This window comes from Patiriisocius marinus (genome assembly GCF_008974325.1).
Lineage (GTDB): Bacteria > Bacteroidota > Bacteroidia > Flavobacteriales > Flavobacteriaceae > Patiriisocius > Patiriisocius marinus.
In genome coordinates, this window is record NZ_BKCG01000001.1 from 497,147 (window position 1) to 510,757 (window position 13,611).

Sequence of the window (13,611 nt, forward strand, 5' to 3'; positions counted from 1 at the left end):
AATTAGAAAAACAAATACCCTGTACCCAAAAACGGACCCCTTGGACTTACCTTCCCATTCTGAACTCATAGTATAAAGTCCTTATATTAACTTATTTTGCGTTCAATTAAATCATAAAAATCTTGAAGAAGAACAACACCTTTAAAATCATCACCTACTAATTTTACTGAAAAACTAGATTCTACAGCTACAACTAAATCTACGAAATCTAGACTATCAAGCTCTAGCGTTTCTTTAAGATGTGCTTCAGGTGTAAGATCATCTTCTTCAACCTCAAATTCATCTACTAGAAAGTAATGTATTTTTTCAATGATTTCTGTTTTGTCCATCGGTGTTATTGCAATTTTTTTATAACTAATGCTGAATTTGTTCCTCCAAATCCGAAAGAATTCGACAAAAATACATCTATTTTTTTATCCAACGTTTTCTTCACTAAGTTTAATTTCTCCGAATCTTCATCCGGATTTTCCAAGTTTATGTTAGGTGCAACGAATGAATGTTGCATCATCAACATAGAATATACTACTTCGCTCGCTCCTGCCATCCAGCATTCATGACCTGTCATTGATTTAGTTGAACTAACGTGCGGCCCCTTTGGCCCAAATACTTCAAAGATTGCTTTAGCTTCATTAGCATCACCTACAGGCGTTGATGTAGCGTGAGCATTAACATAATCAATCTGTTCAGGTTTTATAGAAGCCTGATCTAGTGCTTTCCTCATTGCTCTTGAAGGTCCTTCCACATTAGGTGTTGAGATATGCTCTCCATTAGAAGAAAACCCATATCCTACTATTTCTCCTAAAATAGTCGCTCCTCGCTCGATAGCAGATTCGTAACTTTCTAGTATCAATGTTGCTGCTCCACCACTTGGAATTAAACCATTTCTATCTTTATCAAATGGTCTTGACGCTTTTGCTGCATCTGTTTGGTCTGTTGCAAAAACACCTAAACCATCAAAACTAGCAACTGCCAGCATATTTAATTCCTGTGCTCCGCCACATATAACCATCTCTTGCATCCCAGCTTTAATGAGCTGATATCCCATTCCAATGGCGTGAGAACCACTTGCACAAGCTGCACTTATTGTAAAGTTAACACCTGTTAGTTTGAAAATGGTTGACAAGTTCATTGTAACTGTTGAGTTCATCGCTTTAAAAATAGCACCCGAGCCCACAAGGGTTGTATCCTTTTTTTCACGAATAACATCTATTGATTCTATAACAGATTTTGCTGTAGAATCATTTCCGAAGAGAATCCCTACTTCGTTTTTATTTAAATAATCTTGACTTACTTTAGCTTGCTCGAGAGCTTCTAGTGTAGAAACATACGCATACTGCGCTTCTTCTCCCATACTTACGCGCTCTCTTCTAGATAATAATTTTTTGAGTTCAGGTGGCGCAACTTGCCCTGTAAAGCAAGAACGAAAACCAAAATCTTTTCGCTTTTCGTCGTACACAATTCCCGAAGTCCCGTTGTATAAAGACTCCTTTACTTCTTGCAAATTTTTACCAATGCAGGAGTAAATTCCCATTCCTGTAATTACTACTCTTTTCATAATTAAGAATATATTCCGCCGTTTATACTAATAACTTCTCCGGTAATATACGAAGCTTTTTTAGACGCTAAGAAAGATACAAGATGTGCTACTTCTTCAACAGCTCCAAAACGATTAGCAGGAATCATTTTTTTAAGTTCTTTTTCATCAAGATCTGCTGTCATATCACTTTTAATAAACCCAGGTGCAACTGCGTTTACAGTAATGTTTCTTTTAGCAATTTCTTGCGAAAGTGATTTAGTTGCAGCTATAACAGCTCCCTTTGCTGCAGCATAATTTGTTTGGCCAGGATTTCCTTTTAAACCAGAAACCGAAACCATATTAATAATTCGACCGTAACGATTGCGTAATAATTTTTGAACTAGATGGTTTGTTACATTGAAAAACCCGTTTAGACTTGTGTTGATTACAGTATGCCAATCTTCTTGTGGCATCCACATAAACATCCCATCTTTAGTAATTCCCGCATTATTGACAATAACCTCAATTATCGCGTCCTTATTTTCATCTTGCCAAGTATCCAAAGCGGTTTGAACTGCAGTTGCATCAGTTACATTAAAAGGTAAAAGTGTAGCTGTTTTTCCATGAGCTTCAACGGCTGCTTTTACTTCTTCTGCTGCAACTTTATTACTATTGTAATTAATAAGAATATGGTACTCACTATCCTGAGCTAATTGTATACAAACCGCTCGACCTATTCCTCTTGAACCTCCTGTTACTAATGCGTATTTCATGTATTTTTTTAATTTTTATTTAGCAAATAGCTCAACATTTTGATACCATTTTCCACCTAAAGGATTTCCTTGTTCATCAATAAAACCCCAACTTTTCTCATATTTAACTCTTGCTAAATTTCCTAAAAATCCTTTTGGATTATTTTTAGAAAAAATATTTAACCCCCCTGCAGAAATTGCATATTGTGCAGGAATAACCATTTTACCGGTTTTATCAATAAAACCCCATAATTTCTTTTCTTTTACAGGAGCCAATCCATTATCTGCGAATGTTTCAGCATCTCTAAATTGAAACGCTATTATTTCTTTACCTGTTTCATCAATATAACCCCAAGCATCATCGTTAAAAACTGGTGCTAACCCATTGCTGAATGCACGTGCTTTATAATACTGTGGTGAAATTATCCATGCTCCTTTTGCATTTACGAAACCTACCTTTTTATCTTTTCTAGCATAAGTGAGTTTTTCTCCTTCCGGAAAATCCCAAACCTTATCTGCACCAGAAATAATATTCATAGATCCTTCAACAAGAATTCCAAATGAATCTCCTTTTCGAACAGCTATTCCTTGGCCCCTATAATCTCCTATCTCATCATAAATAGCAGGAACAAACTCTTTACCAGAAGTATCGATCATACCCCATTTATCATCAACTCTAACTTTAGCATAACCATCTACAAAAGGTTTAATTACATTGTATTTAGGTTCTAAAACAACCTCTCCTTTTGTGTTTATAAGCCCAACTTTTTTATCTATAGAGTAAAATGCAACGCCAAATTTATTAAAGTCATAATACTTCTCCTTAACAGGTGTCTGTAGCACTTTGTTATTTTTATCTATATAATTCCAATGCTTATCGATTAAAACTAAGGCATAACCAGAATTGAACGGTTTTACTTTATCATATTCTGGTTCAATTACCCAGTCACCACTTGTATTAATGAAACCCCATTGATCATTTTTCATTGCAGCTGCTAGTCCATCAGAAAAATCTCCTGCTTTCGCAAATTGCGGATTAATTTTAAACGTACCCATTTTATCTATATATCCAAATTGATCATTATCCCTAACCCTTGCTAATTCTTGTGCTAACAAAGAAGTTGACGTTAATAATACTGTGAGAATTAAAATGAGAAAACGTTTCATGGTGTTTTATTTTTCTTGATTAATAATTAAGTCTTTTACAGCGTTAACATAAGGATACATCACTACATCATCTTCAAATGCTGGGACAATAGCTCTTATTTGGCTATACATTTCCTTTGTTTTAGAAGACACTTTATCTTGTACTCCTAAGTATTCAATTGCCTGTACTATTGTAATTAAGTGAATTCCCATTACTTCAAAACCATTTTCAATTACTTTTCTAGTAATTAAAGCCGCATTTGTCCCCATACTTACTACATCCTGATTATCATTATTATTAGGAATAGAATGTACATACATTGGGTTAGAAAGCATTTGGTTTTCTGCAGTTGTTGACGTTGCAGTAAACTGCACTCCTTGCATCCCAAAGTTTAATCCTAGCTGTCCAAGGTTCACAAATGGAGGCAATATATCATTCAACTTAGAATTTAAAAGGTAGTTTAGTTGTCTTTCGGCAAGCATCGTCATTTTTGTAACAACAATTTTAAGCTTATCCATTTCTAAGGAAACATAATCCCCATGAAAATTTCCGCCGTGATACACTTGCTTCTTTTCAACATTTACAATAGGGTTATCGTTTGCCGAATTCACCTCTTCAATCATTACATTTTCAACAGCTTCTAAGGTATCCAAAACTGGCCCTAAAATTTGTGGAACACAACGTAAAGAATAATATTCTTGAACCTTTTCTTCAAAAACCTCTACATCGCTATTTTCTTTATATAAATGATGCTCACGTTTTCTAGTTAATGAACTATCATTTAAATGATCTCGCATTGCTTGTGCAACAGCGCGCTGACCTTTATGTTTTTTTGTCTGATTAATTTCTTCTGAAAGATGATCGTCGTAAGCCTCTACTATTTCATTAATAGCTGAGCTTGCTTTAATCATCCAGTTTAATAAACGACGTGTATATATTGTATTAACAATACCTATTCCAGTCATTACTGAAGTACCATTCATCAACCCTAATCCCTCGCGTAATTCAACTTTAATAGGGTTTAAGTTTTCAGCCTTAAAAACATCAGCAGTTGCCATTCGTTCACCATTATAGAAAACTTCACCTTCTCCTATTAAAACTAATGCTAAATGTGCTAACTGAACAAGATCTCCACTAGCACCAACTCCCCCATGTTCATAAATTAATGGAGTGATATTTCGGTTAATTAATTCAGTCATTAAGTGAATAACTGAAACGTGAATACCTGAATTCCCAAGACTCAATGTATTTAATCTAGCTAGCATTGCAGCCTTTACGTATTGAGGTGAAATTGGATTTCCAGTACCCGAAGCATGGCTACGAATAAGGTTGTATTGGAGCGAAATAAGATCTTCATCTTTTATCTTATACTGCGCCATGGGACCAAAACCAGTGTTGACTCCATAGATTACTTTGTTAGCTGAAAACTCCTTTAAAAAATCAAAACTTTCCTGAACTGTTTTTAAAACTTCATCGTGGATTTTTATTTTTTTATTTTTGAATATCACATCATAAAACTCTCCTACTCCTAATTCTCCTTTAAATTGTAACATGAAATGTGGCCTGCGTTTTTTTGGTTAGTTTGTAATTTAGCTAAAATAAATATAACTAATTTTGATTTGCAAATTTAGTATAATTAAACAATTATAAAACAGAGACAATGGGGAGCGATGAAACTGTAGACGTGCTAATAATAGGGGCTGGACCTTCAGGTTCAGTTGCCTCTGCTTACCTTCACAATAAGGGGATAAAAGTAAAAGTAATAGAAAAAAGTAAATTCCCAAGATTTGTTGTAGGGGAAAGTTTACTTCCCCGATGTATGGACCATTTTAAAGAAGTTGATTTAATTGATTGCTTAATAGCTCAAAATTTCGAAAAGAAAAATGGCGCTCGATTTATTAGAGGAGAGCAAGTGTGTGAATTTGACTTTTCTAAAAAACATACGGATGGCTGGAACTGGACTTGGCAAGTACCTAGAGCAGAATTTGATAATACTATTGCTCAGGAACTTATAAGTCGTGGAGTTGATATTACTTTTGAACATGCAGTAACAGATGTTTCATTTAATGACGATGGTAGCTCCATAACAACCATTGTCGACAATAAAAATAAAGCCACAAAAATTAAAGCACAATTTATAATCGATAGCAGCGGACATGGACGTGTTCTTCCTAGATTATTAAACCTTGACAAACCTTCACAAATACCTAAGCACTCTTCTATTTTTACTCATGTTGATGATATAAAAAGACCCGAAGGATACGATGGAACAAGAATTACTTTTGATATAGTTAGTCAACACGTTTGGTTGTGGGTAATACCTTTCTCAAATGGAAAATGTAGTATAGGATTTGTTGGACCAACGGAATATATGGAATCTTTTAAAGGTACCAACTCAGAGAAACTGATAGAAATGATGAAAACAAGCGAGTATTATAATTCTCGCTTTGAGGGTATCCCTTTTGACTTTGAACCTATAATGATAAAAAATGTAGCTAAGTCTGTAACTAAACTTTATGGTAAAGGCTTTTCATTAACAGGAAACAGTGCTGAGTTTCTTGACCCAGTATTCTCAAGCGGTGTAACATTTGCAACAGAATCTGGATTACTTTCTGCAAAGCTCATTGCAAGACAGCTAGAAGGAGAAACTGTAGATTGGGAAACTGAGTATTCCGATCATATCAAAGAAGGGGTTAATGTTTTCTCCACTTATGTAAAGGAGTGGTATTCTGGAAACTTACAGAAAATTTTCTTTCATTACCAAGAGAACCCAACTATTAAAAGTCAAATCTGTGCAGTTTTAGCAGGATACGTTTGGGATAAAACAAATCCATTTGTTAAAAACCACAATAGACTTGTGAAAACCGTTGCTCATATTGCAGATATGGAAGCAGAAGCTATCGAGAAAAAGCTTAAATAGCTTTTAAAGACCGTCAATAAAAAAGCCCAAACCTTAACGGTTTGGGCTTTTTTCTAGTCAAAAACTAATTACCAAGCTTTTTTGTTAATTGTTTTAGCTAATGTTTTAGCTAGTTTAGCATACGATTCTGAAATTCTATAACCTGAATCAAAATCATACCCCATAGCTCCATTTCCTTCTGCTTTTTTATACTTTACAGAAAACAATACGTCATCTGGATTATCAGTTTTGTAGATGGTAATTATAGCATCAACCTTAGATGGTTGGCGCATAACACCTACATTATACCCCGCATACAACAAAGTTGTATGAACTTTCATTGTGTACTCTGCGTTTGGTAAATCTTTTCCAACTTGAAACTCTTCATATCGTTTGTTGAATGATTCAATAAACTTAGGCTCATAACGTTCTTCTCTATCACTAAACCAAGAAGCTTTAAATTTTTCACCACTCCCTGCTTCTTTTTTCTCACGTTTAGCCATTTTATCCTCCAAAAATGCTTCTTCATTATCATACTTTGGAATTTCAAGATCTGAATAATCAAAAACTAGATTGTACTCTGTAATTCCTTTTAAATCTTTAAAATCTCCTTTTAAAACTTTTGCTTTTTGAGCAAACGTTGTTGCAGCTATTAATACCGCGAATACTAATGTTAGTTGTTTTTTCATTTTATTAAATTTTAAGTTACAAATGTAGTCTAATATAAAATTAGGTGGAATTTATTTAAAAAGAGTACAATTATCACATTTTGAAAACTTAAAAATGAAATAATTAATAATATTTAAACAAAGTATTAGGTATTTGTAACGGATAAAAATGAATAATTTAATAAGAAATAATCAATAGTAATTATATCATAAAAAACAGTATTTTAAACTCTTAGAAACTACTAACAAAGTGAGTAATATCAACACTTAGAAGAGACACAAACTAGTGTAAATAAAAAAATCCCAATCTAGTTAAAGATTGAGATTTGTTGTTGTCCCACTAGGACTCGAACCTAGAACGACGGTACCAAAAACCGCTGTGTTACCATTACACCATGGGACATTACCCTATTTAGAGACTTTCGTCTTTCCAAAGTCACAAAGTAGTATTGTTTTCTTTAGAGGATGCAAATTTAATACAATTTAAAAAGTGTGCAATAAAAAATTACAAAAAATTACAACTTAATATTTCAGAAGTAAAATATGTAACCTTCAATTCACGTTAACGTCTTTAATGAGACGTGATAAGCTATTTATTAGTAAATTCGCCACTAACAAAAAAAATGCAAAATGAGTTCATTTTCCTTTAAAAAATGGAATACAATTTTAGGCTGGTCTGTCTTTGCTATCGCACTGATAACATACTGGTTAACCGTTGAACCAACAGCCAGTTTTTGGGATGCGGGCGAGTACATCACTACTGCTTCAAATCTTGAAGTAGGTCACCCACCTGGAGCACCACTTTATCAATTAATGGGTGCATTCTTCTCCATTTTCGCAATGGAGCCAACAAATATTGCATTGACAATAAATTTAATGTCAGTATTTGCAAGTGCCTTTACCATTTTATTTATGTTTTGGTCTGTCACCATTCTATTAACAAATATTGTTGCTAAAAACGACAAACTCACAACCCATAATCAAATTGCAATACTTGGTAGCGCAGCAGTAGGTGCGCTTTCATTCACTTTTACAGATAGTTTTTGGTATAGCGCTGTTGAGGCAGAAGTATATGCTATGGCAATTTTTATTATGTCTGTGCTATTTTACGCAGGACTACGATGGGAGCGCGATATGAACAACCCACGTGGAGATAAATGGGTAGTTCTTATTTCATTTTTAGTTGGATTATCATTTGGAGTTCACTTTATGGGGCTTCTTACAATACCTGCAATTGGGTTTCTTTACTTCTTTAAAAACACAAAGAAAGTAACTGTCAAAAATTTCATCATAGCAAATTTTGTTACGGTAGCTATTTTGTTATTTATTTTCAAATTACTGCTCCCAATGACAATGCGCTTTTTTAGTGCTTCGGAAATTTTCTTTGTAAACAGTATTGGGCTACCATTTAACTCAGGTACGTTGATTGCAGGGCTAATGTTTATCGCTTTGTTTTATTTCGGTTTAAAATATACGCGTGCTAAAAGCTATGTAAAACTAAATACACTATTATTATGCGTACTGTTCATTTTTATTGGATTTTCTAGTTGGTTGATGTTACCTATCCGTGCAAATGCAGGAACTGTTATTAATGAAAACAACCCTAATAACGCAAGAGAACTACTAGCATATTACAACAGAGAGCAATATCCTGAAACGCATTTATTTTATGGCGGTCAATTTACAGAAGACTATAGCGGTCTAGATGTCGACAACCCATATTTAGACGACAAACCTAAATATGAAAAGGATTTAAAGACCAATAAGTATGTAATAGTAAACGACATTCGAAACGCAAAACAAAATTACGACGATAATCATAAATCAATTTTACCTCGAATGTGGAGTGCTGAACATAGCGCTAATTATATGGAAATTGCAGGCCCAGTTGAATTTTCAATTAAAAGGGAATACAGCAATGAACAACGACTTGTAGACGAGGTCGATAAATTTAAACAAGCCTATAATGAAGGCCTTGTTGATAGTGAAGATTACAATAAATTCCTTAAGCAATTTGGCGACTACTTAGACGTTGAAAAACCCTCATTTATACAGAATATTGGGTTTATGTTTGAGTTTCAATTTGGCTATATGTACTGGCGCTATTTTATGTGGAATTATGCCGGAAGACAAGATGATGTTCAAGGACGTTATGACAACCTCCACGGAAACTGGATAAGCGGAATTCCTTTTGTAGACAAGTTTTTAGTTGGCTCTCAAAAAAATATACCTACAGATGCATTAGAAAACAAGGGACGCAATACCTATTTCTTCCTACCTTTAATAATAGGATTGATTGGATTTCTCTTCCATGCTAAATTTGATAAAAAGAGTTTTTGGGTGCTGTTAGTTTTCTTTCTATTTACAGGACTCGCATTAAAAGTTTACCTAAACGAGAGACCTTTTGAACCACGAGAACGTGACTATGCTTTAGTAGGTAGTTTTTATGTGTTCGCAATATGGATAGGCTATGGAGCATATGCTATCTATGAAATGTTACGGGAAAAAATATCTCCAAAAATTGCCATTCCAATAGCCTTAGGAGCTACATTGTTAGCATCTCCCGTGTTATTAGCTTCGCAAAACTGGGATGATCACGATAGATCTAATAGATATACTGCACAATCAATGGCTCGTATGTATTTAGACAGTATTGAAGAAAACGGAATTATATTCACCATTGGTGATAATGATACGTTTGCACTTTGGTATTTACAAAACGTAGAAGGATACCGTCGCGACGTAAGAGTAATTAACACCGCTCTATTTGCCACTGACTGGTATATTGATGATATGAAAAAGAAAGCCTTCGACAGCGATCCTATTCCATCACAATTAACTCACGAAGAATATAAATGGGGCTCTAGAGATTTTGTTGTTTTTCAACCAACTAAAAAAGATACCATAGACATTAAAACCTGGATGAGTTGGATTGCAAATGAAAGTGAAGTAACCAAATTCACAATACCAAGTAGCGGGCAAGTGATTAACACATTCCCTTCTAAAACAGTTAGAATACCTGTTAATAAAGATGCTGTACTTGCTAATGGTGTTGTTCAGGAAAAAGATGCTGACAAAATTGTGGACTATATTGATATGACAATTAATGAAGATATCATTTACAAGAACACACTAATGATGCTAGACATTATTGCTAATAATGACTGGAAACGCCCTATCTATTTTAGCGGTGGTAGTTTTGGTGATAACGACTATTTATGGATGAAAGATTACCTTCAACTTGATGGCGTTGTTTATAAATTGGTTCCTATTGAAACTAAAATTGACCCAGATGTTCTATATGATATGGGACGTATTGATAGCGATAAAATGTACGATATTGTTATGGCTTGGGATTGGGGTAATAGCGGATCTCCAGATATTTATCACGATGTAGAGACACGAAGAAATGGACTTACATATAGAAGTAATCTTGCTCGATTAGCTGAAACGTTAATTAACGAAAAAAAGTTCAAAAAAGCCGAAGACATATTAGACTTAGCTATGGAGAAAATGCCAGTTGACAAGTTTGATTTCTATTCTCTTTTAGAACCATTCGTCTTAGGGTATTATGAGATTGGTAAAAATGAAAAAGGCCTTGAAATTTATCGTCAATTAGCTAAAATCTACCAAGAAAAACTACTTTATTTTAGCGGTTTTACAACAAAAGAGAAAATAGATTTGAACAGAGAAATCTATACTGATATGGAGCGATACAGAGCCATCGTTAATATATTAATCGCTAAAGAAAATAACGCTATTTATGAAAAAGAAGTAAGTACCTTTAATGGTTATATTGGTTTATTTCCATATTTATACTCACCAAAAGAAGGTATTAATTTAGACAATAAATCTAGAATAGAAACAGACATGGATATTCCATTAGACTCCACTTTATTAGAGCTATTAGAAGAAAATCTTTCCACAGAAATGCAGACAGAAGAACAACAATAAATAGTCATGAAATTTGCATTTGCTAAAACGCCTAAATTTGTGCAGCGGTTATTCCGCAAACGAATTTGGGCGTTTTTGAATTCTAAAAACACTGTTTATTTAACGTTCGATGATGGTCCTATACCCGAAGTAACTCCTTGGGTTTTAGAACAACTAAAAAAGCATCAAGCAAAAGCTACATTTTTTTGTATAGGCGACAATGTGCTTAAACATCCTGAAGTTTTAGAAAAAATTATTAGTGATGGACACACAATAGGAAATCACACACAGCACCACCTTAATGGCTGGAAAACACCTTTCGAGGTATATTTAAGTGATATTGAAAAATGCAATAAGGCCATCCAGTCAAAATCTGAGCTAACAACAAACAACAAGCTATTTCGTCCTCCTTATGGAAAAATGACGTCAAAACAGGCTAATCACTTGTTAAAGAAAGGAGTTAAAATTATTATGTGGGATATACTTAGTATGGATTATGACAAATCCATTAGTGAAAAAAAATGCCTTGATAATGTAATCCGAAATATTAAACCGGGAAGTATCATCATTTTCCACGACAGTCTTAAAGCTGAAAAAAATCTGAGATATGCACTCCCTCAAGTACTAGATTATATAAAAAGACAAGGGTATAATTGTGAGGGCATTTCGGTATAAAATATAATACTAAATGTATTCTTTAACTAAGCCTATTAAAGTGTTCGCATCCTGCTGTCCACTTTGACGCCATTTCATTTCACCTTCTTTATATATCATAAGCGTAGGTAATCCCTTTACTCGTAAAGCTTCAGCAAGCTCAGAGTTTTTTTCTACATCGATCTTTATCACTCTTGCCTTATCCCCAAGTGCTACTGCTACATCGCGCAAAACAGGATGCATTGATTTACAAGCTTCATCCCATTCTGCATAGAAGTCTAACAAGACAGGTACGTGTGTTTCTATTAATTCTCCAAATTTTGACATTTGTTTTATTTTTTAACTGAGGAATATACAAACAAATATAACATTTATCGTTTAAATATAAGCGCTAAGCGGTCTTCAGCTTCTTTTTCAAGGTAATTACTGTTACTTCTGGCCAGATTCCAACTCGACCAGGGTATCCTAAATATCCAAAACCACGATTAACATTAATATAGCGACCAAACTCTTCATAGACTCCAGCCCAATTTTCATAACGATATTTTATTAAACTCCATTTAAACCAACCTGGTATTTCGATACCAAACTGCATTCCATGAGTATGTCCACTTAAAGTAAGATGAATATTTTTAGGGTGTTCCTTTACTTGAGCTTGCCAGTGAGAAGGATCGTGACTCATTAATATTGTAAAATCTTCAGGAGCTACATGTTCACAAGCTTTTTCTAAATCTCCAGATTTTTTAAAACCTCCTTTTCCCCAATTCTCAACTCCAACTAATTTTATAGCCTGCCCATCACGTTCAAAAGTTCGGCTTTCATTAAGCAATAAATCCCAGCCCATTTCTTTTTGAATATCTTTTAACTCTTGAAGATTATTAATTTTATCAGCAGGGGTGTTCCACTCAACATAATCACCATAATCGTGGTTTCCCAAAACAGAATATACACCATCTTTAGCTTTTAAGCTACCAAAAACATTTTTCCATTCATTCATTTCAGAAGCTACATTATTAACCAAGTCACCTGTAAATAATATAATATCACTTTTCTGCTTATTTACTAAATCAACTGCGTAATTAACCTTTTCGGCATTATCAAAACTTCCGCTATGAACATCACTAATTTGAGTTAATGTATAGCCATCAAATGCATCTGGCAAATCATCAAATTCAAGCGCATATTTTAGTACCTTATAATTGTATTTACCTTTAACCATTCCATACAATAAACTTGCAAATGGTAATGCTGCAATACCCAATGCAACGGTGCTTAAAAACTTCCTTCTAGAAGGCATATGAAATCCTGTTTCACTTCCCCCTACTTTAGAAATAAGCCCCAAAACAAAACGCACAATATCTTCGCCAAACATAATTAGTACAAGCAGTAATTTAGGAACAAGAAGCGCTAAGAAAAGACCAAAAACATACATTAGTTTCGGGTTAGTCCTTGCCTCTCCAGTTGAAATGGCGTAAATAAACAATCCTAAAACAACTACAGAACTTAACACATACAACCCGTGCAATAGCGGGTTTTTAGTTATAGTCTTTACCGCTTGGAATGCGTAAACATCAATAAGAATATATAGAACAATTGGGATAATCCAGCGGAGCATAAAAATAGGTTTTGTATAAGTCAAAGATAACTAATCAATAATATAATAAAGTTAGCGCTATGTTAAACACTCATATCAAACTAGAGAGTCACATTATCAATTTTTTCGTCTTGAAACATCGTAACTTCAGCTATTAAAACGCCATTCCACGCTGCTTCTTTTTTCTTATCAATATTATAGGTAGTAATACTGAATATTTCAAGCTTTCTTGCTAACAATAATAGAAACAAAATAGCGTTTACAATAGTGACAGCTTAGCATAGTCCTGTTTATACTTCCGTTATATAATTTTAAAAAAAACATCAATTACATAAAATACGAACAGAAAACAGGTGTTTACCCTAACGTATATTCCTACATTTCTGCTCGGAAAAAATGTTTAGTTTTGTTAAACATAAGTAGGTTAGTACCTAAAGGTATTAATCAA

General features: G+C 34.0%; 12 protein-coding genes and 1 tRNA gene. 3 read left to right on the forward strand and 10 right to left on the reverse strand.

What is annotated here, in order from left to right; translation table 11 throughout:
* Nucleotides 1-86: 86 nt before the first annotated feature.
* The 5 genes from GBH57_RS02230 to flxA are packed head-to-tail and all read right to left on the reverse strand — an operon-like array spanning nucleotide 87 to nucleotide 4,968.
* On the reverse strand, nucleotides 87-329 hold the full coding sequence (locus GBH57_RS02230; protein WP_151672423.1) for a phosphopantetheine-binding protein: 243 nt from the start codon (nucleotides 327-329) through the stop codon (nucleotides 87-89).
* 5 nt (nucleotides 330-334) lie between these two features.
* On the reverse strand, nucleotides 335-1,555 hold the full coding sequence (locus GBH57_RS02235; protein ID WP_151672424.1) for a beta-ketoacyl-[acyl-carrier-protein] synthase family protein: 1,221 nt from the start codon (nucleotides 1,553-1,555) through the stop codon (nucleotides 335-337).
* A gap of 2 nt (nucleotides 1,556-1,557) precedes the next feature.
* Nucleotides 1,558-2,289 (reverse strand): flexirubin biosynthesis SDR family reductase FlxB, encoded by a 732-nt coding sequence (gene flxB / locus GBH57_RS02240; RefSeq protein ID WP_151672425.1) that lies wholly within the window; start codon nucleotides 2,287-2,289, stop codon nucleotides 1,558-1,560.
* A gap of 15 nt (nucleotides 2,290-2,304) precedes the next feature.
* Nucleotides 2,305-3,435 (reverse strand): WG repeat-containing protein, encoded by a 1,131-nt coding sequence (locus GBH57_RS02245; RefSeq protein ID WP_151672426.1) that lies wholly within the window; start codon nucleotides 3,433-3,435, stop codon nucleotides 2,305-2,307.
* A gap of 6 nt (nucleotides 3,436-3,441) precedes the next feature.
* Nucleotides 3,442-4,968 carry a flexirubin biosynthesis tyrosine ammonia-lyase FlxA gene (flxA, locus tag GBH57_RS02250; protein ID WP_151672427.1) on the reverse strand — a complete coding sequence of 509 codons (1,527 nt, stop codon included), beginning with the start codon at nucleotides 4,966-4,968 and terminating at the stop codon, nucleotides 3,442-3,444.
* 107 nt (nucleotides 4,969-5,075) lie between these two features.
* Between flxA and GBH57_RS02255 the strand changes: the two genes are divergently transcribed.
* Nucleotides 5,076-6,335, forward strand: a complete 1,260-nt coding sequence (locus GBH57_RS02255) for an NAD(P)/FAD-dependent oxidoreductase (RefSeq protein ID WP_151672428.1) — start codon at nucleotides 5,076-5,078, stop codon at nucleotides 6,333-6,335.
* A gap of 68 nt (nucleotides 6,336-6,403) precedes the next feature.
* On the opposite strand, the gene GBH57_RS02260 is transcribed toward GBH57_RS02255, so the two are convergent.
* Both GBH57_RS02260 and GBH57_RS02265 read right to left on the reverse strand, forming a co-directional pair.
* Nucleotides 6,404-7,003 (reverse strand): hypothetical protein, encoded by a 600-nt coding sequence (locus GBH57_RS02260; RefSeq protein WP_151672429.1) that lies wholly within the window; start codon nucleotides 7,001-7,003, stop codon nucleotides 6,404-6,406.
* A gap of 311 nt (nucleotides 7,004-7,314) precedes the next feature.
* Nucleotides 7,315-7,385, reverse strand: a tRNA-Gln gene (locus GBH57_RS02265).
* 227 nt (nucleotides 7,386-7,612) lie between these two features.
* On the opposite strand from GBH57_RS02265, the gene GBH57_RS02270 reads away from it, so the two are divergent.
* Both GBH57_RS02270 and GBH57_RS02275 read left to right on the forward strand, forming a co-directional pair.
* Nucleotides 7,613-10,936, forward strand: coding sequence for a glycosyltransferase family 117 protein (locus tag GBH57_RS02270; protein ID WP_151672430.1), 3,324 nt, complete (start codon nucleotides 7,613-7,615; stop codon nucleotides 10,934-10,936).
* A 6-nt stretch (nucleotides 10,937-10,942) separates the two neighbouring features.
* A complete protein-coding gene (locus GBH57_RS02275; protein WP_151672431.1) occupies nucleotides 10,943-11,590 on the forward strand; it encodes a polysaccharide deacetylase family protein in 648 nt (215 codons plus the stop codon).
* A 9-nt stretch (nucleotides 11,591-11,599) separates the two neighbouring features.
* Here the strand turns inward: GBH57_RS02275 and GBH57_RS02280 are convergent, their stop codons facing one another.
* The 3 genes from GBH57_RS02280 to GBH57_RS15955 all read right to left on the reverse strand — a co-directional run bounded on the left by GBH57_RS02280 (nucleotide 11,600) and on the right by GBH57_RS15955 (nucleotide 13,414).
* Entirely contained in the window at nucleotides 11,600-11,896 is a 297-nt protein-coding gene (locus GBH57_RS02280; protein WP_151672432.1) for a thioredoxin family protein, read from the reverse strand.
* A 64-nt stretch (nucleotides 11,897-11,960) separates the two neighbouring features.
* Nucleotides 11,961-13,184 carry a metallophosphoesterase gene (locus tag GBH57_RS02285; protein ID WP_151672433.1) on the reverse strand — a complete coding sequence of 408 codons (1,224 nt, stop codon included), beginning with the start codon at nucleotides 13,182-13,184 and terminating at the stop codon, nucleotides 11,961-11,963.
* Nucleotides 13,185-13,264: 80 nt separating this feature from the next.
* Nucleotides 13,265-13,414, reverse strand: coding sequence for a hypothetical protein (locus tag GBH57_RS15955; protein ID WP_161596054.1), 150 nt, complete (start codon nucleotides 13,412-13,414; stop codon nucleotides 13,265-13,267).
* Nucleotides 13,415-13,611 lie beyond the last annotated feature (197 nt).

Bases quoted from the DNA above. Each gene is read 5' to 3' on its own strand.
- GBH57_RS02280 (WP_151672432.1), bottom strand. From the start codon at position 11,896: ATGTCAAAATTTGGAGAATTAATAGAAACACACGTACCTGTCTTGTTA.
- GBH57_RS02245 (WP_151672426.1), bottom strand. From the start codon at position 3,435: ATGAAACGTTTTCTCATTTTAATTCTCACAGTATTATTAACGTCAACT.
- flxB (WP_151672425.1), bottom strand. From the start codon at position 2,289: ATGAAATACGCATTAGTAACAGGAGGTTCAAGAGGAATAGGTCGAGCG.
- GBH57_RS02260 (WP_151672429.1), bottom strand. From the start codon at position 7,003: ATGAAAAAACAACTAACATTAGTATTCGCGGTATTAATAGCTGCAACA.
- GBH57_RS02255 (WP_151672428.1), top strand. From the start codon at position 5,076: ATGGGGAGCGATGAAACTGTAGACGTGCTAATAATAGGGGCTGGACCT.
- GBH57_RS02270 (WP_151672430.1), top strand. From the start codon at position 7,613: ATGAGTTCATTTTCCTTTAAAAAATGGAATACAATTTTAGGCTGGTCT.
- GBH57_RS02230 (WP_151672423.1), bottom strand. From the start codon at position 329: ATGGACAAAACAGAAATCATTGAAAAAATACATTACTTTCTAGTAGAT.
- GBH57_RS02285 (WP_151672433.1), bottom strand. From the start codon at position 13,184: ATGCTCCGCTGGATTATCCCAATTGTTCTATATATTCTTATTGATGTT.
- GBH57_RS02235 (WP_151672424.1), bottom strand. From the start codon at position 1,555: ATGAAAAGAGTAGTAATTACAGGAATGGGAATTTACTCCTGCATTGGT.
- flxA (WP_151672427.1), bottom strand. From the start codon at position 4,968: ATGTTACAATTTAAAGGAGAATTAGGAGTAGGAGAGTTTTATGATGTG.
- GBH57_RS02275 (WP_151672431.1), top strand. From the start codon at position 10,943: ATGAAATTTGCATTTGCTAAAACGCCTAAATTTGTGCAGCGGTTATTC.